Origin of the sequence: Pseudomonas palleroniana (assembly GCF_003031675.1) — a bacterium.
Classification (GTDB): domain Bacteria; phylum Pseudomonadota; class Gammaproteobacteria; order Pseudomonadales; family Pseudomonadaceae; genus Aquipseudomonas; species Aquipseudomonas palleroniana.
Window position 1 is genome coordinate 1 of sequence record NZ_PYWX01000026.1, and the last position, 26,469, is coordinate 26,469.

The following is a 26,469-nucleotide window of genomic DNA, read 5'->3' on the forward strand; positions in this document are numbered from 1 at the left end:
AGCCAGTCGACGACCAGCTTGATTCGTTGGTTCATAGGGGACTCTTGGTTCCAGGGCATGATCAGTTACCTCCTGATCATGCGTATTAGCCTGTAAACCATGTCCCCGGTTAGAAATGTAAACGATGTCCCCGGTTTGTACCGGGGCAAGCCCGCTCACTACAAATTTGGTTGCGGCAGGTTGTTTTAACTGACGGGCATTAGAGCTTGCCCCCTTCCACATTTTTGGGCGGCATCAAGGCAGGAAAATGATCTTGTCCGCACTGCCGCTGTTCACTTGCTCATAGCACTGGACGCCCTCGGCCAACGCCACTTCACGCAACCCTGTCGGCAGCGGCAGCGAGCCTTCATCAAAGAAGCGCCCAAACTGCTCCAGCATCACCGCGCACTGCTCACAGTTGTAGAGCAGCGAATTGATACCCACCACCGACCCCCCCTTGCGGTACAACGCCAGGGCCGGCAGTTGCACGTGACCGTCGACCGGCGCGGCGATGATTGCGATGCGCCCGAATGGCGCCAACCCCGCGACCGCAGCCGGCAGCCAAAAACCGGTGGTATCGAAGATCACATCCGCCCCGCCCTCAAACACCGCATTGACCTGCTTGCCCAATGCTTCGGGTTGCGCCAGGGCAAACGCATCAACCCCTTGCGCCTGCAGTACCCCGACCTGATCGGCCTTGCGCACCGCCGCCAGCACCTGGGCACCGCGAATTTTCGCCAGGGCCAACGCCGCGCTGCCGACAGCACCGTTGGCGCCAATCACCAACACGCGCGTGCCTTTGCCGACACCACTGCGCTCCAGGGCATCCCAAGCGGTGGTGTACGGCACGCCAAGGCTGGCGGCCTGGGCAAAACTCAAGTGTGTGGGTTTGCGCGCCACGCCCTTGGCCGACACGGTGAGGTACTGCGCGTGAGAGCCGTCGGCAAAAAACCCGAGGTCACGGCCGGTGCCCCAAACCGCCTGGCCGACCAGCGCTGGTGGGCCTTCCACCACGACACCGGCAAAGTCCCGTCCGGGAATACGCGGCAAGGTGGTGTAGGGAAAACGCCCGAGCACGTTTTTCACATCACTGGGGTTCAGGCCGGCCGCTTTGACCTGGACCAACACTTCACCCGCCGCCGGCACCGGTTGGGCGACCTCAACGAAACTCAGGGCCGCCAGGTCGCCCGTGGCGGAAAATTGCAATGCGTTCATGGCCAATATCCATCGAAGGGAAAGAATAAATCAGGACAACCAGGCGCTCAGCCACTCACGCCCCATGGGCCAGAGCTTTTCACCGAGCAGCATGCCCATCAGGCCCACCAGGGCAATGGCGGGCGGTGCGGGGGAGCGAAAGTCCAAGGCACCGTAGATCAGGCCGACGAGCAGGCCGATGGCGAGGGAAGCAAAGTAGTTCATGACGTTCACGCCTGGCGAGTTGATGGGCTCAGTGTAGTGAGCCCATCCCGGAAGCATCGGCCAAGTGCTTCAGAATTTCGGCCAAGCCTCAGCCGACATAGTGCGACGGCGCCACGCCGAGTTCACGTCGGAACATGTCGCTGAAACTGCTGGGTGAATAGCCCAGGGAGCGGGCGATGCCGCTGACCGATTGGCCCTGGATCAGCTCGGCCACCGCCGTGGCCAACTGCACTTGCCGACGCCACTCGGCGAAGCCCATGCCCAGATGCTGCTGGAACAGCCGCGCCAGGGTGCGCACGCTGGCACCTGCCGCCTCGGCGTGTTGCTCGAAGGGAATCTCCAGCGACGGCGCCGCCATCACCGCCTGGCAGGCGCTGATCAGCCGCCGATCCGCTTGCGGCGGCATGGCGATGCGGATCTGCGAGCGGCGTGCCCGTTGCAGTTCCAACAGCGCCAGGCCGACCACCGCATCGTAATACGTCGAATCGCCGCTATCGCCTTGCTCGACCAGGCTGACGATCAACTCACGCAGCAGCCCACCGACTTCAATCACCTGCACCTGGCTGTCCAGTGTCGCGGCCAACGCCGGGCGCAGGTAGATATTGCGCATCTGCAGGTCCGAGACCACACGAATCCCATGCTCCACACCCGGTGGCAGCCACACTGCGCGCTGCGGCGGCACAACCAAGGCTTCACGGGGCGTCTCGACCCACATCACGCCGCTCATGGCGTAGAGCAACTGCCCCCAGTCATGGCTGTGCGGCTCCACATACAAGCCTCGCGGGTACGTGCGTGCCAGGGGTTGCACGGGGACGGCATGATCAGTCAGGTCGGGGGGAGCGGCCAGGGCCATGGGGTGCACATTCAGTCAAGGGTGAGCGGCCATGGTAATGACCGCCACCCGATAATCCGAGAGGATTTTTAACCGAGCGTATTCAAGCATGCGCCGACTTGGCGCATTCACAGCCGGTCGACGAGGCGCACGGCTCGCCATGGGCATGGTGCTCGGCACAGCCTTCGCAGCAATAGCCCTTACCGTCCTTCATCACCGCATTTTTACCCAGTACGCATTTGCAATGTGGGCAGGCACAGGTGTTATCAGCCATGGTCAGACTCCTTTTACATGGTCGTCCCGGCGCAGCGGATGCCGCACCTTAAACAGTGACTGCCGGCAAGCAAGCAGGGTTCAGCGCCGTTAGTCGACCTGGCTTCTGTTGCTGCGATACATAAACACCAGGGCCAGGGCCAGCAGCACCATCGCCAGGATCCGGCTGCCCGACAGTTCGATGGCCGGGTTGCCCAGCCAGCCGAAATTGTCGATCAGCATGCCCATGCCCAACTGGCCGACGATGACCGCCACCGTCGCCACTGCCGTGCCCACCACGGGCACCGCGCCGACCATCACGATCATGTACACCACGCCGAACAAGGCGCTGGTCAGCTGCCATTTGGGCACATCCAGCAAACTGACGGCATGGGCCGGTTCGAAGAAGAAAACCAACAATGCCGTGACCAGTGCGCCGACCGCGAAGGTCAGCAAGCTGCTGCGCAATACGCCCACCGACTGCCCCAGGCGACCGTTGATCGCCGCCTGCACACTCAGCACCGCACCGGCGGCGATCACCAGTACCAATAATAAAATCAGGTTCATCGCCTTACCCTCGTGCAATCAAGATCAATGCCGCCACAATCAACGCCAGCGCAATCCAGCGCTCGACATTGACCCGTTTGCGTGCAGTGCCGAACCAACCGAAATGATCGATCAACACGCTCTTGCCGACCTGGCCCGACAAGATCGCGATCATGGTCATCGCCACCCCGATGTGCGGCGTGGCAAGCGTCAGCACCACCACATAGATTGGCCCCAGGAACCCGCCGATCAATTGCCAGCGCGGCAGCCCGGCCAGCGCCGGGCCTTTTTGCGGGCCGCTGAACAACAGCAGCAAAAACAGGATCGCCGAGCCGACGCCAAAAATACTCAAGGTCGCCCATAAATGGCCGACTTGAGCCCCCAGCGGTCCCAACAGACCGGCCTCCACCGACAAGCCCATGCCCGCCATGATCACCAACGGCAACAACAGCAGCCGCAATAGGTTTTTTTTCGGCCGGGCCTGCGCCATGGCCGCAGTAGAACTGGCTTGCATACATCACCTGCGCTTCAGAAAAGGAAACATGGCGCGCATTATCCGGTGGCCGTCCTGTGCGATAAATGGGAGCATGCTGACAACACCTTTGCGCAATACGCACAGCCAGGGATTACCATGCAGGGTTTGAATGAACTGAGTTTCAAGGCGTTGCGCCTGTTTGTCGCGGTGCTCGACTACGGCAGTTTTTCCGCAGTGGCGCGCCGCGAAAGCCTGGCGCCCTCCTCCATTTCCCGGCAGATCCAGTTGATGGAACAGGCCCTCGGCCAACAACTGCTCTACCGCCATACCCGTGCGGTCAGCCCCACCGAGGCCGGGCGCCTGCTCGGCCAGCATGCACGCGTCATGCTGGAGCAACTGGAAGCCGCCGGCCAAGCCCTGCAGGAACATGAACGAGAGCCCAGCGGCCTGGTGCGCATCAATGCGCCGATGGTGTTCGGCCAGCGTCACCTGTCCCCATGGCTCGGCGAGCTGTGCCGGCGCTACCCGAAGTTGCAACTGGAAATCCAGCAAACCGACACCTACGTCGATCCGTTGCAAGACGGCACCGACTTGCTGTTTCGCATCGGTGTGCTCAACGACTCCAGCATGCAGGCACGCATCTTCGCGCCCCAACGCTTTCGTATCGCCGCCAGCCCCGCTTACCTGGCCCGCCATGGCACGCCGAGCCACCCTGATGAACTGGTCAAGCATCAATGCCTGGCCTACAAGGGCGTCACCGGCCAGCAACGCTGGTTCTTTCGACGCGCCCCAGGCGACTGGACGCCCTATAGCGTCAAAGGCCCCATCACCGGCAACCATGCCGACACACTCACCCACGCGGCTGAACAGGGTTTGGGGTTGGTGGTGTTTCCGTCCTGGCTGATTGGCGAGAGCTTGCGCGCCGGCACCTTGCAGGCGGTGCTCACCGACTACGAAGTGGCGACGACCCTCGAGCCGCAACAGATAGCCGCGCTATGGCCCGGCGGCCGACGGCTGTCGCTGAAGGTGCGCACGGTGATTGATTATTTTGTGGAGTGTTTTGGACGGGTGCCGTATTGGGATCGGTGATTCAGAACAACCACTGCCCGATCAACCACGCATTCGCCCCACTGATCAGCGCAAACAGGAACCACGCCAGTAACCGCGTGGGTAGCCGATTGACGAATGGCCCCATCAATTGCTTGTCATCGGTCATGCGGATCAGCGGGTAAAGCGCGAACGGCAACTGCAGGCTGAGCACCACCTGGCTAAGGATCAACAGCTTGCCGATGGCCTCGTCCCCCATCAGCCACACCCCGAGGAACGCCGGGATCAGCGCCAGCCCACGAGTGATCAACCGTCGCTGCCAGCACGGAATGCGCAGGTTGAGGTAACCCTCCATGATCACCTGCCCGGCGATGGTGCCGGTGAAGGTGGAGCTTTGCCCGGAGGCCAGCAGGGCGATACCGAACAGGATACTGGCGAAAGCACCACCCACGAGTGGGTCCAGCAGGTGGTAGGCGTCCTGGATCTCGACCACATCGGTATGGCCGGTCTTGTAGAACGCAGCCGCCGCCAGCACCAGGATCGCGGCGTTCACCAGCAATGCCAGGGCCAGGGAGCCAATGGTGTCGATACGGGCCAGCTTGACCGCATCCTGTTTGCTGGCGAGGTCCTTGCCGATCAACCGGGTTTGCACGACGGAGGTGTGCAGGTAGAGGTTATGGGGCATCACCGTAGCGCCCAGGATGCCGATGGCCAGGTACAGCGGCGCCGCGTCGCTGATAGCCGACAGCGACGGAGTGAAGCCGCTGAGCACGTCCGGCCAGTAGGGCTTGATCAGCACCAGCTCGATAAAGAAACACACGCCGATGGTCGCCACCAGCGCCAGCATGATTGCCTCCAGGCGGCGGAACCCTCGGTTTTGCAGGGCCAGGACCAATAACGTGTCGAAGGCGGTGATGACGATGCCCGTGGTCAGCGACACGCCCAGCAGCAGGTGAAACGCCAGGGCGCAGCCGAGCACTTCGGCGAGGTCGGTGGCGATGATGGAGATTTCCGCCAGCACCCACTGGGTGCGTGCAGAGCGCCGGCTGTAACGCTCGCGGCACAACTGGGCGAGGTCTTTGCCGGTGGCGATGCCCAACCGCGAGCACAGGCATTGCACCGCCATGCCGGCCAGGCTTGCCAGCAGGACCACAAACAACAGACTGTAGCCATAGCGCGAACCGGCCTCGATGGCCGTTGCCCAGTTGCCCGGGTCCATGTAGCCGATGGAGATCAACAGACCGGGGCCGGCGAACATCAACATCCGCTTGAAGAACGAAGCCTTGGGGTCGACGGCAACGGAGCCTGCCACTTCCGGTGGGCAGAACGGGGCGGTAGCGATTTTCGGCAGGCTGAATTTCACGCGGCATTCCAGACAGACAACACAAGACAGGCGTGCAGCTTAGCAGTCGGACGCAACCGTGCGCATCACCGTTTCCCGGGGCAGGTCAAACGCTTCGACCACTTGTACCGCCAGGTCCATTTCCTGGTTGAGAGCCTCACGCTCCATGCGCTGGCGAATCATGCCGACCACCAGCACCGCCAAGGTGGTGATCGAGTAAGCCGGGCCGGAAAACGCACGCACACCGCTGACCAGCAACATCGCCGCCGCCAGCACCTGGCCCACCACCGGAATCGCGGTGGCCGCGCCCCGGCGCAGGATAAACCCGGTGAGCCCCGCCAATGCGGTACCACTCAACGCGGTGGTCGCCGAACGGCCCAGGTCGAAGCGGGTGAACAACCCCTGCTCTCTTTGGGCGGCAGCCTTGAGTTCAGCGTCGAAAGCCTGCCGATCGGCGCCGCTCAGTTTGTCTTTGTACTGCTCGATCAGTGTTTGCGCGACCTGCGCCTCGATCTCCGCCAGTGCCACGGACTCAACCGGCTCATCGAACTTGATCCCCAGCCGTTGAGCCACATCCTCGGCAATCTGGCGATAACTCACGCCATGGCCGCGGGCCAGGTTCATGAAGCTGTCACCGCCCATGCGCTGCAACTCGATGGCCAGTTTCAGCGGTTCACGCACACTGGCATCGATTGAGGCGCTGCGCTTTTGCGCCATCAGCTCAGCGAGAAACTTCAGCTCTTCCGGGCGCGCCTGCACCAGTGCCGGGAACAGCGCCACGTCCTCCTCGGCGAACCGCACCTCAGCGCTACGCTGGTCGGCGCGGATCAGGCCGCGCCGCTCTTGCAACAGGTCGGTGTATTGCACCACGGTCTGCAATTGCGGCCAGTAGGCGGCATGATCGAAGGTCGGCAGATGCACATTGGTGACCTTGGCCTTCAACGCCGGTGTGACCTCAATGGCATAGCGACCAATGCAGCGCTCGGTATCCGGTTTTATCGCCAGTGCCCAGTCCTTGCTCGAGTGGCAGTTGATCACCCGCCCCTTGAATGGCACCGACACCTCTTCCCACGGGCTGGACGTACAGATCGCCCCGCCCATCAGCAGCAGATTATTCAACGGCAACTCGCGGGCGACCTGCGGGCTGGCCAACACACTCTTGACCAGGATGCGCGCGCCGAGGGAATGACCGATCAGGTTGATACGCCGCACCGGCAGCGCTTCAGCGCGCAGGTAGCCGGCCAGCTCGGGCAATAAGGTCTTGGCCACTTCATCGACACGCGCCTCGACACTTTTGTAATGGTCGAGGAAATAGGCAATCGCCTTGCCCACCCCCACCGTCGCAGCGCCCACGCCGCCACCGCCGAGCATCGAGGCGAGCACGTCCTTGAACGGTGCGAACAGGTTTTCCAGGAAATGCCCCGCCGGCCAGAACAGCATCAGGTTGGTCGAGCCTTCGATACTCGCCAGTTGTTGCTTGAAACTGCCCAGTTGCTGGCGGTTGAAGAACGCCGAATAACCGTGAACGTAGAGATTGAGCACCTCCCCCTGGGGCTCGCCGCACAGCAAAAACGTGGGCTTGCGGGTACGGTGCATTTCATCCCACTGGTGTTGCATGGGCCGGTGACTCCTGGTGACGATGGGCGGCGATAGTAACAAAGCATGGCGCTGACAAAGGTGAATCCTGACCGGCGTGAGCGCTCGCCGCCTTGCTGCAGGAGTTTTTTCACAGTGGCTGATTATAATCTCGCCGCACAAGTACAAGTTTCCAACGGTAAAAGGCGTTCTAATGGCGCCTGTAGATGCGTGTTTATTGATCCTGGAGTTCTCCATGCCCCATGAAGGCAACCTGTTACAAGCAGCCGTGGTGTTCCTTCTCGCCGCCGTGCTGACCGTGCCTTTGGCCAAGCGTCTGCAACTGGGCGCGGTGCTGGGCTATCTGTTCGCTGGCGTGGTCATCGGCCCCTCGGTGCTGGGCCTGGTGGGTAACCCGCAAAGCGTGGCGCAGTTTTCGGAACTGGGCGTGGTGTTGCTGTTGTTCATCATCGGCCTGGAACTGTCGCCCAAGCGGTTATGGGTGATGCGCAAGGCGGTGTTCGGCGTCGGCCTGGCCCAAGTGTTGCTCACCGGCCTGGTCATGGGCGTGGTGGCCCTGTGGCTATTTGGCCAGGCGTGGAACAGCGCGATCGTACTCGGCCTGGGCCTGGCGCTGTCCTCCACCGCCTTTGGCCTGCAGAGCCTGGCCGAGCGCAAGGAACTCAACCAGCCCCACGGGCGCCTGGCCTTTGCGATTCTGCTGTTCCAGGATATTGCCGCGATCCCGCTGATCGCCCTGGTGCCGCTGCTGGCCGGTAGCGACCACCCCACCACCGAAGCCCAAGGCTGGCAACACGTGCTGCAAATACTAGGCAGCATCGCCGTGGTGATCATCGGCGGGCGTTACCTGCTGCGTCCGGTGTTTCGCATCGTGGCCAAGACCGGCCTGCGTGAAGTGTCCACTGCCACCGCGTTACTGGTGGTCATCGGCACCGCCTGGCTGATGGAGCTGGTCGGGGTGTCCATGGCCCTCGGCGCCTTCCTCGCCGGCCTGCTGCTGGCGGATTCGGAATACCGCCACGAACTGGAGTCCCAGATCGAGCCGTTCAAGGGCCTGCTGCTGGGCCTGTTTTTCATCAGCGTGGGCATGGGCGCCAACCTCAGCCTGTTGCTCAGTTCGCCGCTGGTGGTCATCGGCCTGACCCTGCTGTTGATCGGCCTCAAACTGCCGCTGCTATACGCAGTCGGGCGCCTGGTGGGCGATCTCAACCGCGAAAGCGCGCTGCGCCTGGGCGTGGTGCTGGCGGCGGGTGGTGAGTTTGCCTTCGTGGTGTTCAAGATCGGCCGTGACCAGGGCCTGTTCGAACCGCACCTCTACGATGTGCTGGTGCTGACCATCACCCTGTCCATGGCCGTGACGCCGCTGTTGCTGCTGGTCTGCCCCAAGCTGTTCAAGCCCAAGGTCAAACCGGTGGAAGTGCCGGAGGAATACCGCACCATCGAGAGTGATGCGCCACGGGTGGTGATTGCCGGCATGGGCCGCATGGGCCAGATCGTCGCGCGTATCCTGCGGGCGCAGAATATTTCGTTCATTGCACTGGACACGTCGGTGGAAACCATCGAACTGACCCGCAGTTTCGGCGGCATGCCGGTGTTCTATGGCGACCCGCAGCGCCCGGAAATCCTGCACGCGGCCAAGGTCGACCAGGCCGAGTTCTTCGTGATCGCCATGGACGACCCCGAGATCAACATCAAGACCGCCGAACTGGTGCGCAACCTCTACCCGCACATGAAGATCATCGCCCGTGCGCGTAACCGCCAGCACGTGCACCGTCTGGTAGACCTGGACGCCTCGCCCGTGCGCGAAACCTTCTATTCCAGCCTGGAGATGAGCCGCCGCACCCTGGTTGGCCTCGGTTTGAGCCAGGCCCAGGCCGACGCCCGCATCACGCGCTTCAAAAACCACGACCTGCAAGTCCTCGCCGCCCAACATGCGGTATACGACGACGCGGCCAAGGTGATGCAGACCGCCCAGGAAGCCCGCGCAGAACTGGCGCGGCTGTTTGAGATGGACCGGCTTCAGGAAGAGTCCGATAAGGTGTAGGGCTGCCGATGAACGATCTTGCGAATTTTCTGACAGAATACGCCGCAATTTCGTTCATCACTGGAGCGCTTCATGGCCACTTTCATCAAGACCGCCGCCCTGCTGGCCCTCGCGCTTACCGCCGGCAGCGTATTCGCTGCCGGCAAACCGACCACGCAAACCATCTCGACCCTGGGCGGCAAATTCACCTTCAGCCTGCCCAAGGCCTACATCGCCGATACGCTGCCTTCCGGCAAGGCAGAGGATGGCACCGCCGACACCCAGGGCACGCTGTACGCCAACGCGACCACAAAAAGTGTGGTGATCGTCGCCGAAACAGTGCGCAACGATGGAGCTACGATCAAGGATAACGACGCGCAATTCCTCGACGGCGCGGTGGCCGACTTCGTCAAGGACCAGAGCGCCGCCCTGCCCGACTTCAAGAAGCAAAACGAGAAAAAACTGACCTTCAAAGGCCTGGGCCTGCGCCAAGTGGACAGCACTGCGACCCAAGGCGGCGGCAAGACCTTGAACTCGACCTTTTTGGGCGGTTCAGGCAACCATCTGCTGGTGATCCAGGCGATCTCCCGGGCCGATGATGTGAAGGGGCATGAGCAGTTGGTGAAGCAAATCACCGGCGGCAAATAACCCGATCGGCCAAACACTACAAAACCCATGTGGGAGCGGGCTTGCTCGCGAATGCGGGGTGTCAGGCACTTCATCTGCCCCTGATACACCGCAATCGCGAGCAAGCCCGCTCCCACATTTTTGACCGCATTTCTATCGCAGGTTTTTTTCCAGCCAGGCTTTGAGGTCCTGTATCTCGGCCTCACTCACGGTATGCGGCATGCCCATATACCCGTGGAACTCGGGCTTCAAGCCCAACCCCAGCAATACATCATTGGCCCGCGTGGCCGCGGTGTATGGCAGCGCCTGATCCAACGTGCCATGGCCGATGAAAATGGCCAGCTTGTCCAATGCCGCATCGGGTTTCAGTTCAGCCTTGAGCACCGGTAATACGCTGCCACTCAAGGCCGCGATCCCACGCACCAACCCTGGCTTTCGCAAGCCCACTTCGTAGGACATGATCGCGCCCTGACTGAACCCCACCAGGAACACCCGATCGCTTTGCGTGTGATATTTGGCAGTGGCCTGGGTCACGAACTCTTCGATCAGCCTGGCGCTGCGTTGCAGGTCAGCCGTCTCGCCATCGTAATCCCCGTCGCCGGGTTTCCTGGCAAACCAGCGATAGCCACTGGGGTCGACCGGCATTGGCGCGCGCACCGACAAGTAGGTCCAGGTCGATGGCAGCGCGTCCTTGATGCCGAACAGATCTTCCTCGTTACTGCCGAACCCATGCAGGAAAATCACCAACGGCTGGTTGCGCGCTTCACCCTGGGTCTGCTCCAGGTACGACAGCGGCAAATCGGTGTGCAAGGTGGCGTCGGCCTGGGCAGTGCCGGCCAGCAAAGCCAATGTCAGCGCGAAGAGTTTGAACATGGGTAACCTCAAGGTTTGCGCAGCAAATAGGTATCCATGATCCAGCCGTTGGCCAGGCGCGCGGCCTTGCGCACCCGTTCGATCTCCGGCGCCACCTCGGCGACTTTACCGCTGATCAGGATCTCGTCCGGCGTGCCCAGGTAAGCGCCCCAGTAAATATCCAGGTCCTGATCGGCCACGGTGCGGTAGGAGTCCTCGGCATCAAGCATGACCACCAGGGTATCGGCATCACTGGCCTGCCCCGCCGCCAAACGCCGGCCGGTGGTGATCTCGATGGAGCGGCCGATACGGTTCAGTGGCACTTTGTGCTGGGCCGCCAGGGCCTGCACGCTGGTAATGCCGGGGATCACTTCGAATTCAAACGCACAGCGGCCACTGGCAAGGATCGCCTGCAGGATACGAATGGTGCTGTCGTACAAAGCCGGGTCGCCCCACGCCAGGAACGCACCCACTTCGCCGTCAGCCATTTGCTCAGTGATCATCCGCTCGAAGGTCGCTTGCTTATCGCGGTTAAGGTCCTGCACGGCGGTGGTGTAATCGATATCGCCACGCACACGCTCGGGGCAGTCGGCCTCGACAAAACGGTAGCCCGGGTCGGTGATGTAGGTTTCGCAGATTTCACGCCGCAGGTCGATCAGCTTGTCTTTGCTTTGGCCCTTGTCCATCAGGAAAAACACATCGGTACGGTTGAGCGCCTTCACGGCCTGCATCGTGATGTAGTCGGGGTTGCCGGCGCCAATGCCGATGATCAGGATGGTTTTCATGGGGTGCTCTCAGTGCGGGATGTGGATTTTGCCATGTTGTCGGCCTGCTGGGTCAAATCACCCCGTATTGCCGAGCGATGTCGAGCTTGAGCTTACCCATCAGCACGTTTTTATAACTGTCATCCGAGTCATCGAAGCCCAAGGGATGATCGTCATCGAAATCCAGCTCGGGTAATAACTCGGGCAAAATTTTCTTTCTACTGCCTTGTCGAGACAGTTTTGCTACCGCCAACGCATCAGGCACGCAAACCTGATAACGAGCAAGCAGTTGAAAGGTTGCCACGGAGTTATCTACCTTTTGACACGTGCCGTTGGACGCCACCAACTCAATTTCATAGGCCGTTTTCTTCGCCTGCAATGCCAGGGCTGTAGGGTCGATAGCCTGCCCTTTGGGTATGAGCCTGAACGTAATATTTTCCGCATCCACCAACGGATGCAAATGGGGGGTGAGGTCGAACCGCGTCGCCCCTTTCATTTGCGGCCCATTACACTTCTCACAGCAGGGAATGAAATTGCCAATACTCAAAGCCAGAAAGGGAAACTCGGCTTTTGGATAATAATGATCAATATTGGGTCTGTAGCTTTTTAAACCATCCGGGCTGACATAAGTGTCGATCGGTTGAATATGGCAGTAAGGGCAAACCTTCAATTGCGTAGAGGCGCACAACGCATAAGCGTCCCACTTTTTCAGCAACACGACTTTCTCTTTGGCAATGAAATTTTCATAACACAGGTATTTTCCAAACAACCCCTTAACGTAGTCGACATCCACTGCACACGTGAACGTTTGAGAAAAAGCTGCGATCACCCCGGGAAGTGCAAGTGGATCGCTCTGGCAAATAGCTTTTTTATGAATATCTAAAAACACCATCAACTTATGGTGCGTCGTACTCGGGCCATTGAAGCCGCTTAGAAACTTACTCAGCTTCTGTAGCTTCACCAACAAAAACCCTTCATGTCTTGCGGACACACCTTGCCATACGTGCGCGATATTGATGATCATGATTACTTCCCCTCCAGCGCACGATACAGCGCCTTCTGGATACCAATGTCACCGATACTTTCCAGCAAAAGCTGATCCAGTGCTGATGCTTCACCTTGTTTGAGCCGAGCATTCAGCTCATTTATCTTGGTCGCTGCAAACTCACCAATGGCGGCGGCACCAAAAGAATTCAGAACAATATCTTCAAGCGGTGCAGCAAACGTATTTTGAGGAACGACTTCCTGATCCAGGTTGGTGATCATGCAGGCAGGAAAATCACCCGTAATGACTGGAGAGTGTGTGGCGATGACCACTTGGATAATCTCCATGCCGAATTCTGACTTCACATTCAACAAAAACTTATTCAGAAGGGAGATATAGCGGCGCTGCCACTCTAGGTGAAGATAGGCATCGCCCTCATCAATGAAAACCAAAATATGTTTAAGCGCTTTACGTTTCATGTTTGCAAACGCATTTCTCAGCAGCGAAAACTGATCAACCAGCGCCCTCAACCCTGAACTTTGGTCGGTCCAGCGCACCTCGACCGCAGCTTCGGACATTTTTATACTGGCGGCGTCTTTGGCTGAGTGTATCAAAAAAGAATAGGAGCGATTGTGCCTTCTAACGTCGTCCTTCTCTCCTGCTTTCATAAAACCAAGCGTTGCCTTCAAAGTCGTTCTCAGAGAACTGAACAGCTGCTCATCCATCTGATAAAAGGGATCATTAACAAAACCATGCAGATTAAAAAATAGCCGACCAACACGCTTTACATTAGACTCTTTTTTTGCCAGTGACGACAGAGTTGCAAGCAGAGCCAGCCGGCCCTTGCCTCTTGGAAGTTTCGAAAGTACAAAACGCTCAAATCTGAGCACGCACGTGTCGATCGCCCCTTCAAGCTGACTACTTAAACGCTCACTTTCATAATAATCCAAGCTGATCGACTCGCGCTTTCGCGCAAGTTTTTTATATTCAGCCAAAAACAAATTTACGGGCTCGTCCGCCTGAAACCCCTTATTGTTGCTCATTGAAACAAGCGCTGGCACCAGCACCAGCTTAAACAACTCAAACTCATAGCAAACCTCCGCCCTCAAGTTTGAGTTAAGAGCCAAGTCGCTGGCGACTTTATAAAACTGCTCCACACGATCAAAACTTTCTTTCTTTTCAAAACGCGGAGAAGCATCAACTAATCTTTTACGTAAAGGTAGCCTGCGACGATACGGAAGCGGAGAAAAATAAATCACTCCAATATTTTCAAGTTCTGCATCCGACAGCTTTTCCGACGATGTCTCTCGAACATCATAAGCCGCCCTACGAGGAGAGGGAGTAGCAGATGAAATGGACGCTGCCATATTGCTTAATAACGTTGTCTTACCAGAACCATTATTACCGAGAACCAATCGAACCGTATCCACCTCAAAAAAGCCATCCCACTTCAAGCTTTCTTGATTTTCAAATTCGAACGTATGAGTGCTGGTTTTTGCCGCAATTAACTTTTTCACTTGCATAGAATCCCTTACGCAACGTAGAAATTATTTAGGCTTTTAAAAACGTCATGAAAAAATCATTCGCAGCCGTAGTGATGGTATTTTGCCACACCCTACCCTTTTGCGTTACACCGCTTTCAATTCACGCATCCAACCGCAAGCGCCATCGCCCATTGAACCTGAGCTCAGTCGACGACAACGGCTCGACATCAATCGCCCCGAACGCAGCCGGCGCGCACTGCATCACCTGCAGCAACGCGGCGCGAATCACGAACGGATGGGTTACCGCCAGTACATGGCCGGGGGTGTGTTCGAGGTCATGCAGCCATTGGCCGACGCGTTCGCAGAGTTGCGTCACGGATTCGCCACCGTGTGGCGCGGCAGTGCTGTCACCCAGCCAATCCTGCAAGGCTTGGGGCTCGGACTGCTGGATGGCCTCCAGGGGCTGGCCTTGCCATCGACCAAAATCATACTCACGCAGGCACGGGTCGACTTGCGGCTGCTCGGCAAACATCCGCGCCGTCTGCCATGTACGCAACTCAGGGCCACAGACCACGCGGGGTGCCCGCTTGAATCGACCCGCCAGGGAGAGTGCCGCCTGTTGCCAATCCATATCCACGGGCTCATCCCGTGCAAAACGCCCGCGTTTCAGGGCCTGGGTGCTGGCATGGCAGATAAGTGTCAAGCGGGTGGTTCGCATCACAGCTCACTTCGGTTCGGTGCGCGGTCATCGTCGACCGGCGAGGTCCTCCCGATGTTACAACGAACAACGATCAGAAGCCCCGCCTGTGGGCCTAGGCACCAGGATGGGCCAGGTACAAGACCTGATAGCCGCTGCCAGGATGCTCCGCCTCCAGCGCGCCGGCTGACAGCGTAAACCGCACCAGCCGCCATGCCTGGACATCCAGGGCCAGGAACACGGCAAACGTATCGGTGCGCTCAGCCAGTTGCTGATTGTGGCGTTTCTGCTCGGCCAATACCTGCGCTCGGTCCGCATCGGGGGCCAGCGGCCACTCTTCCCGGTACAGACTCAGCGCGCCCGACGCGGGGCCGCGCACCACATCCACCGGCAACCAACTTTCGATATGCGGTCGACCAAAGCTGTCGAGTACTTTCTGGAAGCGCTCGCCCAGCAAAAAGTCGACCGCCTGCAACGGGTCGGCCCACAAGTACACCGACGCATAGACATTGCCTGCCGCCTGCCCACGCTCCTGGGCAATAAACGCCTTGAACAGCAACCCCTCGGTGTGATCCCACAAAGGCCCCAATTGTGCGGCGCGCTGGTGGATCACGTGCATGTCGTAGTCGGCGGGCAAGCGGTGTGAATACTGTTTGGCAAACATGGAGAGACTCCTGAGCAAGATGAGATGCCAGCTTGCGCAGCGCCGATAATTTCAACAAGATATCAATGGATATATGTGAAATAAGTATACGATATGACTGATACGAACAAACCGCTGGATATCGACACCGTGCAAGCCTTCGTCCTGGTGGCGGATTTCTCCAGCTTCACGCGTGCCGCCGAGGCCCTGGACACTTCCCAGGCCGCTATCAGCCTCAAGCTCAAGCGCCTGGAAGAGCGCCTGGGTTATCGGCTGCTGGAGCGCACGCCCCGGCATGTGCGGCTGTCGCCACAGGGTGAGCGATTCATCGGCGCCGCCCGCACCCTGCTCAACGCCCATGAACGCGCCCTCGGTGACCTGGGCGGCCACGCAGCGCGGCGGTTGGTGATCGGCATCAGCGACCATGTGGCCGGGCCGGATTTGCCCACTTGGCTCAGCCGCCTTGCGGCCTACGATCCCCTGGTGATTCTTGAAGTGCGCATCGCCTCATCTCGCGACCTGGTCGCCGCGTTCGAGCGCAACGAGCTGGACGCGGTCATCGTGCGTAACGAAGACGATCGCCAAGATGGCGAAGTATTGGCGGTGGAGCGCTTTGGCTGGTTTGCCGCGCCGACGTGGCAACACAGTCCGGATGCCCCACTACGCATCGCAACCCTGGCTGCGCCCTGCGGTGTTCGCCAGCTGGCAACCCGAGCCCTGGATGACGCACGCATCGACTGGACCGAGGTGTTTGTCGGCGGCGGTGTGCTGGCCGTGGGAGCGGCGGTCAGCGCCGGCCTGGGGGTGGCCGCACTGGCACACCGCGTGGCACCGGCCGGCGCGGTGGAGGTCGGCGAGCAATACGGGTTGCCCGCCTTGCCCGTCAGTGAGGTCAAGCTGCACAGCCGCATCAACGACGAGCGATCCCGCGACACGCTGCGGGCCTTGAGCGCGACTTTTCGTGGGGTGCTGCAGCGCTAGAGTGGACAACGGGTAACCTGTGGCGAGGGAGCTTGCTCCCGCTGGACTGCGTAGCAGGCCCTGTCTTTTCAAAGCAAAAGCTGGGGCCGCTTCGCGGCCCAGCGGGAGCAAGCTCCCTCGCCACAGTGACAGAGTTGTGCCTTTAGGGACCACCCCCCTCCCGTCAGGCAAGCGCCGCATTGGCCGGCACCTGCGCAGGACTACCGTTGGCCACAAAGTCCTCCCGGCGCAACACCACCAGCGCAATCAACGACACCACGCCGGTGGCCACATAGAAATACCAGGGCGAGGTGATGTCGCCAGTCACCTTGATCAACCAGGTCGAGATCAACGGCGCACTGCCACCAAACACCGCCACCGGCACGTTGTACGCCACCGCAATCCCGGTGGAGCGGATACGCGTCGGCAGCAGTTCGCTCATCAGCGCATAGGTAGACGAGGCATACAGCCCAAACAGAATCGCCACCGCCATCAGCGGCGCAAAGAACGTTGCCGGCGTGGCGGTCGGGGCCGACTTGAACAGCCAGAACATCGCCAGCGTCGCCAGTGTGCCGATCACCATCAGGAATGGCTTGCGCCCATACTTATCGGTGAACGCACCGCCGAACGGCATCACGAAGGCCGCCGAAAAACTCGCGACAAACACATAGAGCAAGGTGGTGCCACTGTCGAACTTGAGGATCTTGGCCATGTAGGTCGAGGCGAAGGTCAGCACCAGGTAAAAAATCGAGCTGTGCAAGGTGATGATAAAGAACACCAGGGCAATCGCCCGCTTCCACTGCCAGACTTCACGCAGCGGTGCACGCGAGGTTTGCCCGGCGCGTTGCAGGGCCAGGAACTCAGGGCTGTCTTCAAGCTTCAAGCGGATGTACATCGAGATAAAGCCCAGCGGTGCGGCGATCAGGAATGGCACGCGCCAGGCCCATTCCTGCATCACATCGGCGCCCAGCACCCAGGTCATGCCATTGGCGACCGCACCGCCCAGCAACAGGCCGAGTACCGCAGTCACCATCAGCCAGCACGTGGCGAAGCCACGACGGCCGGGGCCGGCGTATTCGGAGATAAAACTGGTGACGGTGCCGATCTCGCCGCCTGCCGAGAAGCCCTGGACGCAACGCACCAGGATCAGCAGGATCGGCGCGGCGATGCCCAGGGTCGCGTAGCTGGGCAGCAAGCCCAGCAACACGGTGGAGCCTGTCATCATCACCAGTGCCATGATCAGGGTTTTGCGGCGGCCGATCTTGTCCGCCAAGGGGCCGAAGAACAGCCCGCCCAAGGGCCGGATGAAGAAGCTCAGGGCGAACGCGGCAAAGCTGGCCAGCAGGCTGGTGGTGGGGTCATCGGAGACGAAAAACGCCTGGCCGATGTACACGGCAAGAAAGCCGTAGACGCCGTAGTCGTACCACTCGATCAAGTGGCCGGAGGTGGCGCCGAGAAACGCGCGGCGCCGCTTGCGCAGCGTGTCTTGCGGGTGAATGCCCATCGAAGGGACTCCTTGTCGGTTGTTCTATCCATGAAAAAATGCGGGCTAGCGAGTGGCGGCGATACTCGCGTCTTTCAACCACTGCCGCAAGTCGGTCTTGAGGATTTTGCCGTAACTGTTCTTGGGCAACTCATCGCGGAACAGGTATTTCCTGGGTTTCTTGAAAGACGCCATGCGTGCCAAAAACCAGGCGGTCAGCTCAGCCTCGTCGAGCGGCTGGCCGCTGCGGGTCACCACAAACGCGACCACCGACTCGCCCCATTGCGCATCCGCCTCGCCCACCACGCACACTTCAAACACCTCGGGGTGCTGGGCCAGCACTTCCTCGACCTCACGCGGGTACACGTTGCTGCCGCCACTGATGATCACGTCCTTGGAACGGTCCGTGAGCGTGAGGTAACCGGCCGCATCGACAAAGCCGATATCGCCGGTCAGCAGCCAACCGTCGACCAGGGTTTGGCGGGTGGCCTCAGGGTTGCGCCAATAACCTTGCATGACCGTGGCACCCCGCACGGCAATTTCGCCGCGCTCGCCGGTCGGCACCGGCTGGTGTTGCGCGTTGAGAATCTGGATCTCGACACAGGCTTGCGCGTGCCCGACCGACGCCGCCAGGCTGTCCCAATCAGGGCGTTGGCGGTCGGCAATCACCGCGCGGGGCAGCACGCTGATGGTCATCGGGCTCTCGCCCTGGCCGTAGATCTGCACCAGCCGCGGGCCAAAGCTGTCGACGGCTTCACGCAGGTCGGCCAGGTACATCGGCCCGCCGCCGTAGACGATCGTCTTGATGCCTTCGCCGTGGTACCCCTGACGCCGCGCCTGCTCGACCATGCGCTTGACCATGGTCGGCGCGGCGAACAGCGACACCTTGCCCAACTGCGCCGCCAGGCCGAACAGCTCGGCCGCCTCGAAGCCGTGGGACGCCGGCACCACATGCCGTGCGCCGCAGCGCACATGAATGAAATTGTAGAGCCCGGCGCCATGGGACATCGGCGCCGCATACAGTGCCGCGTCATCGGCACTGACCGGGTCGACATCCGTGGCGTAGCACAGCGACATGGCGATCAGGTTGCCATGGGACAACATCACGCCCTTGGAACGCCCGGTGGTACCGGAGGTGTAGAACAGCCAGGCGAGGTCCTGGTCCTGGCGCGATACCGGCTGCGCCAGGGTCGGCCAGCCACGGGTCGGTGGCAGTACGTGACCGTCGAGTTCCTTGCAGCGCGCGGGCAAATCCCGCGAAGAGAATACCCGGCCGCCGTCGGTAAAGATCAGGCGCGCCTCGGCATCAGCGGCGATCCACGCCGCCTCCGCCGGATGCAACTTGGCATTGATCGGCACGGCTACCGCGCCCATCCACCAGATCGCGTAGAGCAGTTCCAGGTAGTCGCAGCTGTTCTTCATCAGCACCGCGACGGTATCGCCCGGCACCAGGCCGTGCTGGTCCACCAGGCAGGCGGCACGCTGGCGCACATGGGCGGCGAAGGTGGCGTAGTCGGCCACTTGCCGGGCGCCCTCGAACAGCGCCGGGCGCTGCGGATGGCGACGTTGGGTGTCGTGTAGCCAATGGGCGATGTTCATGGTTCAGCTGCGCCGCGCGTGCAGGACCGAGGCGTAGTTGGCCACCGCCATGCCGCCCATGTTGAACACCAGGCCGAACTCGGGGTTGGGCACCGCCAGGCCAATCGGCTCACCGGTCAGTTGTCGAAACGCCAAGGCATGCATGGATACGCCGGTCGCCCCCACCGGATGGCCCTTGGCCTTGAGCCCGCCGGAAAGGTTCACCGGCAGCCGCCCGCCCGCACGCACTACGCCGCTGTCGAGCACACGGTGGCCCTCGCCTTTGGGCGCCAGGCCCATGGCCTCGTAGATCAGCAGTTCGGCGATGGTGAAGCAGTCGTGCACCTCGGCAAAGCTCAGGTCGGCCAGGGTGATGTTGGCCCCGCGCAACGCCGAGTGGATCGCCCGTTGCGGGCCTTCGAAGGCGAGGATGTCGCGCCGGGCTATGGGCAGCGTGTCGTTGACCTGGGTCAGCGCACGAATCTGTACATCGCGGCGAAACGCCCGCGCACGCTTGGGCGACGCCAGGATAATCGCGGCGGCGCCGTCGCTGATCAGCGAGCAATCGGTCAGGCGCAGGGACTCGGCCACGAACGGGTTGCTTTGGGACACATTGTTGCAGTGCTCGAAATCCATCACCCGATGCATCTGCGCCAACGGGTTGGCCATGGCATTGGTGTGGTTCTTGGTGGCGATGGCGGCCATCGAGCCCAGCGGGCAATGGTAGCGCTCGGCGTATTGCCGGGCGGCGCGGCCGAACAATTGCGGGAAACTCAGGCCGGCTTCGGCCGGGTCGTTCTGATAACCGGCACCGGCCAGGGCCTGGGTGACGGCCGCCGTCGAGGTGTGGGTCATTTTCTCGGCGCCCACCACCAGTACCAGCTCGGCGCTGCCGGAGAGGATCGCATTGACCCCGGCCTGGATCGCCGCCGAACCGGATGCACAGGCGTTTTCGCAACGGGTCGCCGGTTTGAAGCGCAGCCCCGGGTCGGCCTGCAACAGCAACGAGGCGGCAAAGCCGTCGGGCACCAGCCCTGAATTGAAGTGGCCGAGAAACAGCGCGTCAATCTCTGCCGCATCAATGGCCGCGTCCATCAGGGCTTCGCGGGTGACCTCTACGATCAGGTCCTCAAGGGTGGTGCCATCCAGGCGACCAAAACGCGAATGACCAGCGGCAACTATGGAGACGCAATCAGCAGGCATATTCAATTTCTTCTGGTGTGGGTGTAAACATTCCCTACAATGAACCACCCTGGATCGCTCGCCAATTCGTGTAACTACTTACATGGATAAGTAGTAACCGCAGCGATATACAACGAGGCAGGACGCCCAATGACTGTGTTTGAACCGCTCTTCGAAGATATCGAGCGCCTGGCGTTCCAGCTGTCGCCTGCGCCACAGATCGTTACCCGCCATCGCGTGATGGTCGACTGCAACGAAGCATTCCTGAAGCTGTTCGGCTACACCCGCGACGCCTTGGTCAACCAGTTGACCCTGCTGATTTACCCGTCCCAGGCCGATTACCACGCCATCGGCAAGCGCAGCCATGACTGGTTGCTCGACAGTGAAAACGGCTTCTACTCCGATGAACGCTTCATGCAGCACAAAAGCGGCGAAGTGTTCTGGGCCCGGTCCCATGGCTACACCCTCACCCCCAAAGACCCGTTCAAGCTGATGATCTGGCACTTCGAACGCCTGGACCGCCCCCACACCGGCACCGGCGATCTCACGCCACGGGAGCGGGAAATCGCCATGCTGATCGTCAACGGCCTCAAGTCCAAGGAAATCGCCCTGCGCCTGGGGATTTCCCACCGCACGGTGGAGGTGCACCGGGCACGGCTGATGAAAAAACTGGAGGTGAAGAACATCGTGGAGCTGGTGTCGAAGATGATTTTCGTCGGTGGCCGCAGCTGGTTATAGCCAACCATTACAAACCCCGGTCCCGCGCTGGCTACGCTGAACACTGCTCAAGAGGAGCTTCCCCACGCAGCGATGTTTAAAGGACTAATACCATGGCGCACTCTGATCGTTCTTCACCTGCCACTCTCCCGCGTAAAACCCCACCGCCCGTCGAGGGCAGCGGCTCCAACCTGCTCACCCTGGACAAGGCCGGCCCCGTGCAAATGGGCTTCTGGGTGCCCAACCGCGTATGGGCAACCGCCAATTACCTGGTGCCTCTGCGCAACTATATCGCCGCGATGAAAAAAGCCGGCACCCTGGCGCCCATGCAGCCGCAACTGGTGGCTTTCAAGCAATGGGTGACCAGCCACAGCGTGTACCGCATGTGGGTGATGTCGATGATCGAGCAGGCCAACGCCTTCGTGATGACCCTGCCCCCCCATACCCGCGACCAGATCAAGACCGAGGATGGTGACGCGGTGTGGATCGAGGGCTACGACAGTTTCTTCGAGATCCTCAACGAGATCGTCAGCACCTCGTCGTCCTTCAACGACACCGCTCAGGTGGGCACGCCCATGAATGGCTTCCTGGCGATCTCCATGGCCACCGAAGCCGGCGTTGCGCTGTTTCATGACGCCACCTTCAACCAGCAGTTCAAGCAAGTGCTCGACACCTGGAACGCCTTCCTCAAGAGCCCGCAGTCGCTGGACAAACTCGACATCAACAACCCCGAGAAACCGGGTTCCTGGATCTCCAAGGCCGCCTGGAAAGCCGGGGTATGGGACCAGATGGAGTGCGACCCGAAAAAACCCGGCTACGGCTTCGATTCGTGGAACGCGTTTTTCATCCGTAAATTCGTGCCCGGCGCACGGCCTTTCCAGGGCGACGCCAAGACCCAAGTCAATATCGGTTGCGAGACCACGCCGTGGGAGTATGAGAACGATATCGCCCTTGAAAGCGACTTCTGGATCAAGGACGTCAACTACTCGCTGCTGGACCTGTTCGCCGGCCAATCCACGTTGGCGAAGCTGTTTGAAGGCGGCCAGCTTTACCAGGGCTTCCTGTCGGCCACCCACTACCATCGCTGGAACGCACCACTGGACGGCACCCTCGTGCGTTCATGGGTACAGCCCGGGACTTACTTCGCCCAACGCCCGGCCCAGAAGGAAGGCCCGGGCACCTGGGAAGGCACCGAGTCACAACCCTACCTGGGCCACGTGGCGGCACGCGCGATCTTTATTTTCGAGCACCCTGCCTGCGGGTACGTGGCGTTGATCTGCATCGGCATGGTGGAGGTGTCGACCTGCATCATTGAACCGGCGTTTATCGTCGACGAAGGTGCCAGGCCGGTCACGATCAAGCGCGGTACGGAAATCGGTCACTTCGAGTTCGGCGGCTCGACCCACGTGATGGTGTTCCAACGCGACCGCGTGTGCCTGGAAGAATGGGCGGTCAAGGCCGTGGAGCACCGCCAGGCGCCCAAACCAACGCCTATGGGCAGTGTGATTGCGACGGCGCTGGTCCCGCGCAAACCCAAGGGGTCGACGCCTAGCCACTAGGGGCGAGAAACAAGGGGCAGACCACTATTACCTTGCATGGGGTCTGCCCCCGCGTGATGCCGCGTGATGTTTGTACCGCGGCTCACGCCGCCCTGCTCAACCGGTTTTACACGTCAACCAAGCGCTCCAGAACAGGCTGCTGAAAAAACGCGTCGCCTCCCCGAACCCCGCCTCATGCAACAACTGTTGAACCGCCGCTTCAGAATGCGGAGGGTCAGCGCCTTGAAGAATTTTCCCAAGCTTGGCTTTCACTTCATCCGGGCCGGCGCCGTGCTGCCGCCAGCGTTGCCCCCAGGCAGCCAGGAGTAACGGCTGGCTGGCATAGGCATATTGATTGCCCGCCACAATCAACGGAGCCCCCGGTTTCAGACGCGCCCGAATGGCTCGCAGGATGTGTCCCTTGGCCTCGTCCCCATCGAGATGATGCAGTACACCGATCAAGGTGGCGGCGTCGTAAGACTCATCCGGCGCCAGTGCTTCAACATGCCCAAGCACCAGCTCGGTTCTTTCGAGCAGGTCATTGGCGGCCAGCTGCTGCTTCGCGGTTTCAAGCATCGATTCGGAGGGGTCGACGGCGGTGAAGCGCCAACCCGGCTCAAGCCTGGCCATCGCGATAATCTCCTGCGCCGTACCGCCTGCACCGACTGCCAGGACTTTTGCCGAGTCCCGGCTGCCGAGGCTTGCCGCGAGCATGCACGCCGCCAGATCCTGACAGGCGTCATAACCGGCCAGCGCGATGCGGCTTTGACGTCCGTACTCGTTGGCACGGGTGTTATCGAACTTTTCAACTGAGTTGGGCGATGATGAGTTCAAGGTGATTCTCCATATCCTTGAATCAACATAGGTCATGTGTTGCGATAATAAAAATTCATTAATTTCATGGATTGCATTCCTGCAAAGAATAAAGGCCGCTCCATCAGTGTCAGAGCTTGGGCCTGCGCTTACATCCGGTGATGTTCCAGCAAGAAGTCCACGAACAATCGCACCCGCGCCGGCATAGCCGTCCCGCCGATGAACACCGCATGAATCGGTTCCTGGTCCCCCGGGTTGCAGGCTTCCAACAGCGGAACCAGTTCGCCGCGCTGCAGATCCCCTCTCACGGTGAACTCACCGATACGTGCAATACCGGCACCTACTCGCGCGAGTTGTGCCAGCGCTTCACCACTGCTGCATTCGATGTTGCCGCTGACCTTCAGGGAAAACTCTTTTCCATCGCGGATAAACGGCCAGTTAGGTTCAGCGCGCCGGAAGTTGAAGCGCAGGCAGTTGTGCTGTAGCAGGTCCTCCGGTTCCTGGGGGATACCGTGGCGTTGCAGATACTCGGGCGATGCCACCACTACCTGGCCGGTGTCGCCGATCCTGCGCGCGGTCAGCGGGCTGTCGGGCAGATGGCCAAAGCGGACCGCGACGTCGGCCTGTCCGCCGAGAATATCGACCACTTCGTCGCCGAGGGTGAGGTCGACGACAATGTTCGGGTAACGGGCGCTGAATGCTGCAACCAAAGGAACGATGGCCAGCCGTCCATGGCCAAGGGCGGCACTGACTCGCAATCGCCCCCTGGGAACGCCTTGGTCGGCGATGGCTTCTTCGACCTCGTCCATGTCGGCCAGGATGCGCCGGGCGCCGCGCAGGAACGCTTCGCCCTCGGCGGTGAAGGTGATCGCTCGGGTGGTGCGTAACAGCAGGCGGGTGCCAAGACGTTGCTCGGTACGCGCGATGATCCGACTGACTGCCGAGGGTGTCAGGCCCAGAGCACGTGCGGCGGCCGACAGGCTGCCTTCCTGCGCCACGGTGGTGAACACGCTCATTTCACCTGACCTACCGTTGAAGTCCACTTGTGCCTCCTGCGCAAAGGTGATTACCAAAAATGCCAACTACCGCCTAAAAAAACTGGATCGTAGCATTAGCGGCACAGATAAGGAGCCTTCCATGCATATCAATCCACCACTTGTCGCACTCGCCATCGGTGCCTTCGGCATCGGCGTAACAGAATTCGCCCCCATGGGCATGTTGCCGGGTATCGCTGCGGATCTGGGCGTTTCCATTCCTGCCGCCGGTTTGCTGGTCAGCGCTTATGCGTTGGGCGTATTGCTCGGCGCACCTCTGATGACCCTGACCACCGGCAAGATTCCCCGGCGCTATCTGCTGATCGGGCTCATGGCAATTTTCACCCTGGGTAATCTGATGTCAGCGCTGGCCACCGATTACTACAGCCTCATGGTCGCCAGGGTGGTGACCTCACGAACCATGGTGCATTTTTTGGCGTTGGCTCCATCGTCGCCGCCAGCGTGGTCACCCCGGAGAAACGTGCCGGGGCGGTTGCGGCGATGTTCATGGGCCTGACCCTGGCGACCATCGGTGGTGTGCCGATGGCCACCTGGTTTGGTGAACTGTTCGGTTGGCGCACCGCTTTCTGGGGAATTACCGGCCTCGGCGTAGTGACCATGGCCGCGTTGTGGTTCGCTCTGCCTAACCTGAAGGCGCCACAAGGCGGCGGTGTAATGGCTGAAATTCGGGTACTGGGGCGTGGTCCGGTGCTGGGCGCGTTGGCCCTGACCGTAGTCGGATCCAGCGCAATGTTTACCGTCTTCACCTACATCGCGCCGATCCTCAGCAGCGAGACCCATGGTTCCACCGCCTACATCACTGCCATGCTGATGCTTTTTGGCGTGGGGTTGACGCTGGGCAATCTGTGGGGCGGCAAGGCCGCGGACCGCTCGATAGATCGCACCTTGATCGTCTCGCTCAGCGTTCTGATTCTCGTCTTGCTGGCGTTTACCCTGCTGATGCGTTGGCCGGTGCCGGCTGCTCTGGCCATCCTGGTATGGGGTATCGCCAGTTTTGCCCTGGTGCCGCCGCTACAGATGCGCGTCATGGAAGCAGCGAAGGACGCGCCCAACCTGGCCTCTGCGGTGAACATTGGCGCCTTTAATTTTGGCAACGCGATTGGCGCGGCGTTGGGCGGAGCGGTAATCAACGCGGGTCTGGGTTATCCGGCGATTGCCCTGGCCGGAGCGGCGATGGCTGCCCTGGGGTTGCTGATGGTGTTGGCGTATGCCTGGCGTTCCAGAACGATGGAAGCAGCAGTGGTGTGACGAAGATGAGGGGGAACTGCTCCCGATAGCGGTGTATCAGTCATAAATAAGCCGACTGACAGGCCGCCATCGGGAGCAAGCTGAACTGGTCAAGTAATCTTGGACACTGATTACGGTTCACGCCGCCAACCTTTCCTTCACGACCGGCGACCTGTAGTCGTTATAGCTGTGAGGCCTGCTGATGTTGTAGCGCGAGACATAGCGCTGCACATCTGCCCGGGCCTCATGCTCCAGTTGGTAGCCCGCTTCAGGCACCCACTCGGACTTCAAACTACCAAAGAAACGCTCCATCGGGGCATTGTCCCAGCACTCGCCTTTACGGCTCATACTTT

At 60.5% G+C, this 26,469-nt stretch carries 26 protein-coding genes and 1 pseudogene; 7 read left to right on the forward strand and 20 right to left on the reverse strand.

Features of this window, described 5'->3' with window-relative positions:
* Positions 1-234 precede the first annotated feature (234 nt).
* The 6 genes from C9383_RS08035 to C9383_RS08060 form a co-directional block, all read right to left on the reverse strand.
* Complete coding sequence (locus C9383_RS08035) at positions 235-1,194, reverse strand: quinone oxidoreductase family protein (RefSeq protein WP_090371758.1); 960 nt, start codon at positions 1,192-1,194, stop codon at positions 235-237.
* A gap of 30 nt (positions 1,195-1,224) precedes the next feature.
* A complete protein-coding gene (locus C9383_RS08040; protein ID WP_081087031.1) occupies positions 1,225-1,398 on the reverse strand; it encodes a DUF1427 family protein in 174 nt (57 codons plus the stop codon).
* Between the two features lie 88 nt (positions 1,399-1,486).
* Complete coding sequence (locus C9383_RS08045) at positions 1,487-2,251, reverse strand: AraC family transcriptional regulator (RefSeq protein ID WP_090371760.1); 765 nt, start codon at positions 2,249-2,251, stop codon at positions 1,487-1,489.
* 82 nt (positions 2,252-2,333) lie between these two features.
* The gene (locus C9383_RS08050) at positions 2,334-2,504 is read right to left on the reverse strand and encodes a metallothionein (protein ID WP_060755360.1); all 171 of its coding nucleotides are present in this window, start codon (positions 2,502-2,504) and stop codon (positions 2,334-2,336) included.
* An 89-nt stretch (positions 2,505-2,593) separates the two neighbouring features.
* Positions 2,594-3,049, reverse strand: coding sequence for a DMT family transporter (locus tag C9383_RS08055; protein WP_090371761.1), 456 nt, complete (start codon positions 3,047-3,049; stop codon positions 2,594-2,596).
* Between the two features lie 4 nt (positions 3,050-3,053).
* Positions 3,054-3,542: a DMT family transporter gene (locus tag C9383_RS08060; RefSeq protein WP_060755362.1), complete on the reverse strand. Its 489-nt coding sequence runs from the start codon at positions 3,540-3,542 to the stop codon at positions 3,054-3,056.
* 117 nt (positions 3,543-3,659) lie between these two features.
* On the opposite strand from C9383_RS08060, the gene C9383_RS08065 reads away from it, so the two are divergent.
* Positions 3,660-4,592 (forward strand): LysR family transcriptional regulator, encoded by a 933-nt coding sequence (locus tag C9383_RS08065; RefSeq protein WP_060755462.1) that lies wholly within the window; start codon positions 3,660-3,662, stop codon positions 4,590-4,592.
* Between the two features lies 1 nt (position 4,593).
* Here C9383_RS08065 and C9383_RS08070 read toward each other — a convergent pair whose 3' ends face one another.
* Together C9383_RS08070 and C9383_RS08075 are read right to left on the reverse strand one after the other, a co-directional pair.
* Positions 4,594-5,913, reverse strand: coding sequence for an Nramp family divalent metal transporter (locus tag C9383_RS08070; RefSeq protein ID WP_090371763.1), 1,320 nt, complete (start codon positions 5,911-5,913; stop codon positions 4,594-4,596).
* Positions 5,914-5,952: 39 nt separating this feature from the next.
* Positions 5,953-7,509 (reverse strand): DUF726 domain-containing protein, encoded by a 1,557-nt coding sequence (locus C9383_RS08075; protein ID WP_060755365.1) that lies wholly within the window; start codon positions 7,507-7,509, stop codon positions 5,953-5,955.
* A 214-nt stretch (positions 7,510-7,723) separates the two neighbouring features.
* Between C9383_RS08075 and C9383_RS08080 the strand changes: the two genes are divergently transcribed.
* The gene (locus tag C9383_RS08080; protein WP_060755366.1) at positions 7,724-9,532 is read left to right on the forward strand and encodes a monovalent cation:proton antiporter-2 (CPA2) family protein; all 1,809 of its coding nucleotides are present in this window, start codon (positions 7,724-7,726) and stop codon (positions 9,530-9,532) included.
* A 72-nt stretch (positions 9,533-9,604) separates the two neighbouring features.
* Positions 9,605-10,159, forward strand: coding sequence for a DcrB/PsbP domain-containing protein (locus C9383_RS08085; RefSeq protein WP_090371765.1), 555 nt, complete (start codon positions 9,605-9,607; stop codon positions 10,157-10,159).
* Positions 10,160-10,291: 132 nt separating this feature from the next.
* Here the strand turns inward: C9383_RS08085 and C9383_RS08090 are convergent, their stop codons facing one another.
* The 6 genes from C9383_RS08090 to C9383_RS08115 all read right to left on the reverse strand — a co-directional run bounded on the left by C9383_RS08090 (position 10,292) and on the right by C9383_RS08115 (position 15,584).
* Entirely contained in the window at positions 10,292-11,011 is a 720-nt protein-coding gene (locus C9383_RS08090; RefSeq protein WP_090371768.1) for an alpha/beta hydrolase, read from the reverse strand.
* 8 nt (positions 11,012-11,019) lie between these two features.
* Complete coding sequence (gene cobF / locus C9383_RS08095; RefSeq protein ID WP_090371769.1) at positions 11,020-11,775, reverse strand: precorrin-6A synthase (deacetylating); 756 nt, start codon at positions 11,773-11,775, stop codon at positions 11,020-11,022.
* A 52-nt stretch (positions 11,776-11,827) separates the two neighbouring features.
* Positions 11,828-12,778, reverse strand: a complete 951-nt coding sequence (locus C9383_RS08100) for a hypothetical protein (protein WP_090371771.1) — start codon at positions 12,776-12,778, stop codon at positions 11,828-11,830.
* 2 nt (positions 12,779-12,780) lie between these two features.
* On the reverse strand, positions 12,781-14,256 hold the full coding sequence (locus tag C9383_RS08105) for an AAA family ATPase (protein WP_159438938.1): 1,476 nt from the start codon (positions 14,254-14,256) through the stop codon (positions 12,781-12,783).
* A 127-nt stretch (positions 14,257-14,383) separates the two neighbouring features.
* Positions 14,384-14,941, reverse strand: a complete 558-nt coding sequence (locus C9383_RS08110) for a histidine phosphatase family protein (protein ID WP_090371775.1) — start codon at positions 14,939-14,941, stop codon at positions 14,384-14,386.
* A 94-nt stretch (positions 14,942-15,035) separates the two neighbouring features.
* The gene (locus tag C9383_RS08115; protein ID WP_090371777.1) at positions 15,036-15,584 is read right to left on the reverse strand and encodes a DUF4865 family protein; all 549 of its coding nucleotides are present in this window, start codon (positions 15,582-15,584) and stop codon (positions 15,036-15,038) included.
* Between the two features lie 93 nt (positions 15,585-15,677).
* Between C9383_RS08115 and C9383_RS08120 the strand changes: the two genes are divergently transcribed.
* Positions 15,678-16,544 (forward strand): LysR family transcriptional regulator, encoded by an 867-nt coding sequence (locus tag C9383_RS08120; protein WP_090371779.1) that lies wholly within the window; start codon positions 15,678-15,680, stop codon positions 16,542-16,544.
* 163 nt (positions 16,545-16,707) lie between these two features.
* Here the strand turns inward: C9383_RS08120 and C9383_RS08125 are convergent, their stop codons facing one another.
* The 3 genes from C9383_RS08125 to C9383_RS08135 are packed head-to-tail and all read right to left on the reverse strand — an operon-like array spanning position 16,708 to position 20,787.
* Complete coding sequence (locus C9383_RS08125; RefSeq protein WP_090371781.1) at positions 16,708-18,027, reverse strand: MFS transporter; 1,320 nt, start codon at positions 18,025-18,027, stop codon at positions 16,708-16,710.
* A gap of 45 nt (positions 18,028-18,072) precedes the next feature.
* Positions 18,073-19,605: a class I adenylate-forming enzyme family protein gene (locus tag C9383_RS08130; RefSeq protein WP_090371783.1), complete on the reverse strand. Its 1,533-nt coding sequence runs from the start codon at positions 19,603-19,605 to the stop codon at positions 18,073-18,075.
* Between the two features lie 3 nt (positions 19,606-19,608).
* Positions 19,609-20,787: an acetyl-CoA acetyltransferase gene (locus tag C9383_RS08135; protein ID WP_060755375.1), complete on the reverse strand. Its 1,179-nt coding sequence runs from the start codon at positions 20,785-20,787 to the stop codon at positions 19,609-19,611.
* A 129-nt stretch (positions 20,788-20,916) separates the two neighbouring features.
* On the opposite strand from C9383_RS08135, the gene C9383_RS08140 reads away from it, so the two are divergent.
* Together C9383_RS08140 and C9383_RS08145 are read left to right on the forward strand one after the other, a co-directional pair.
* Complete coding sequence (locus tag C9383_RS08140) at positions 20,917-21,504, forward strand: LuxR C-terminal-related transcriptional regulator (RefSeq protein WP_090371786.1); 588 nt, start codon at positions 20,917-20,919, stop codon at positions 21,502-21,504.
* 92 nt (positions 21,505-21,596) lie between these two features.
* The gene (locus C9383_RS08145) at positions 21,597-23,042 is read left to right on the forward strand and encodes a phosphatidylserine decarboxylase family protein (protein ID WP_090371788.1); all 1,446 of its coding nucleotides are present in this window, start codon (positions 21,597-21,599) and stop codon (positions 23,040-23,042) included.
* A gap of 96 nt (positions 23,043-23,138) precedes the next feature.
* Here the strand turns inward: C9383_RS08145 and C9383_RS08150 are convergent, their stop codons facing one another.
* A complete protein-coding gene (locus tag C9383_RS08150) occupies positions 23,139-23,855 on the reverse strand; it encodes an SAM-dependent methyltransferase (RefSeq protein WP_090371790.1) in 717 nt (238 codons plus the stop codon).
* A 128-nt stretch (positions 23,856-23,983) separates the two neighbouring features.
* Positions 23,984-24,877 (reverse strand): LysR family transcriptional regulator, encoded by an 894-nt coding sequence (locus C9383_RS08155; protein ID WP_090371793.1) that lies wholly within the window; start codon positions 24,875-24,877, stop codon positions 23,984-23,986.
* Positions 24,878-24,971: 94 nt separating this feature from the next.
* On the opposite strand from C9383_RS08155, the pseudogene C9383_RS08160 reads away from it, so the two are divergent.
* Positions 24,972-26,137: pseudogene (locus C9383_RS08160) on the forward strand (MFS transporter).
* Between the two features lie 117 nt (positions 26,138-26,254).
* Here C9383_RS08160 and C9383_RS08165 read toward each other — a convergent pair.
* On the reverse strand, positions 26,255-26,469 hold a 215-nt coding region (locus C9383_RS08165; protein ID WP_146164705.1), incomplete at its 5' end, for an integrase core domain-containing protein.

What these genes read in the sequence shown, in the direction of transcription:
- C9383_RS08115 (WP_090371777.1), bottom strand. Translation starts at nt 15,584, where the DNA reads ATGTTTGCCAAACAGTATTCACACCGCTTGCCCGCCGACTACGACATG.
- C9383_RS08125 (WP_090371781.1), bottom strand. Translation starts at nt 18,027, where the DNA reads ATGGGCATTCACCCGCAAGACACGCTGCGCAAGCGGCGCCGCGCGTTT.
- C9383_RS08050 (WP_060755360.1), bottom strand. Translation starts at nt 2,504, where the DNA reads ATGGCTGATAACACCTGTGCCTGCCCACATTGCAAATGCGTACTGGGT.
- C9383_RS08055 (WP_090371761.1), bottom strand. Translation starts at nt 3,049, where the DNA reads ATGAACCTGATTTTATTATTGGTACTGGTGATCGCCGCCGGTGCGGTG.
- C9383_RS08140 (WP_090371786.1), top strand. Translation starts at nt 20,917, where the DNA reads ATGACTGTGTTTGAACCGCTCTTCGAAGATATCGAGCGCCTGGCGTTC.
- C9383_RS08110 (WP_090371775.1), bottom strand. Translation starts at nt 14,941, where the DNA reads ATGCGAACCACCCGCTTGACACTTATCTGCCATGCCAGCACCCAGGCC.
- C9383_RS08100 (WP_090371771.1), bottom strand. Translation starts at nt 12,778, where the DNA reads ATGATCATCAATATCGCGCACGTATGGCAAGGTGTGTCCGCAAGACAT.
- C9383_RS08075 (WP_060755365.1), bottom strand. Translation starts at nt 7,509, where the DNA reads ATGCAACACCAGTGGGATGAAATGCACCGTACCCGCAAGCCCACGTTT.
- C9383_RS08080 (WP_060755366.1), top strand. Translation starts at nt 7,724, where the DNA reads ATGCCCCATGAAGGCAACCTGTTACAAGCAGCCGTGGTGTTCCTTCTC.
- C9383_RS08145 (WP_090371788.1), top strand. Translation starts at nt 21,597, where the DNA reads ATGGCGCACTCTGATCGTTCTTCACCTGCCACTCTCCCGCGTAAAACC.
- C9383_RS08090 (WP_090371768.1), bottom strand. Translation starts at nt 11,011, where the DNA reads ATGTTCAAACTCTTCGCGCTGACATTGGCTTTGCTGGCCGGCACTGCC.
- cobF (WP_090371769.1), bottom strand. Translation starts at nt 11,775, where the DNA reads ATGAAAACCATCCTGATCATCGGCATTGGCGCCGGCAACCCCGACTAC.
- C9383_RS08120 (WP_090371779.1), top strand. Translation starts at nt 15,678, where the DNA reads ATGACTGATACGAACAAACCGCTGGATATCGACACCGTGCAAGCCTTC.
- C9383_RS08045 (WP_090371760.1), bottom strand. Translation starts at nt 2,251, where the DNA reads ATGGCCCTGGCCGCTCCCCCCGACCTGACTGATCATGCCGTCCCCGTG.
- C9383_RS08035 (WP_090371758.1), bottom strand. Translation starts at nt 1,194, where the DNA reads ATGAACGCATTGCAATTTTCCGCCACGGGCGACCTGGCGGCCCTGAGT.
- C9383_RS08085 (WP_090371765.1), top strand. Translation starts at nt 9,605, where the DNA reads ATGGCCACTTTCATCAAGACCGCCGCCCTGCTGGCCCTCGCGCTTACC.
- C9383_RS08040 (WP_081087031.1), bottom strand. Translation starts at nt 1,398, where the DNA reads ATGAACTACTTTGCTTCCCTCGCCATCGGCCTGCTCGTCGGCCTGATC.
- C9383_RS08130 (WP_090371783.1), bottom strand. Translation starts at nt 19,605, where the DNA reads ATGAACATCGCCCATTGGCTACACGACACCCAACGTCGCCATCCGCAG.
- C9383_RS08135 (WP_060755375.1), bottom strand. Translation starts at nt 20,787, where the DNA reads ATGCCTGCTGATTGCGTCTCCATAGTTGCCGCTGGTCATTCGCGTTTT.
- C9383_RS08065 (WP_060755462.1), top strand. Translation starts at nt 3,660, where the DNA reads ATGCAGGGTTTGAATGAACTGAGTTTCAAGGCGTTGCGCCTGTTTGTC.
- C9383_RS08060 (WP_060755362.1), bottom strand. Translation starts at nt 3,542, where the DNA reads ATGCAAGCCAGTTCTACTGCGGCCATGGCGCAGGCCCGGCCGAAAAAA.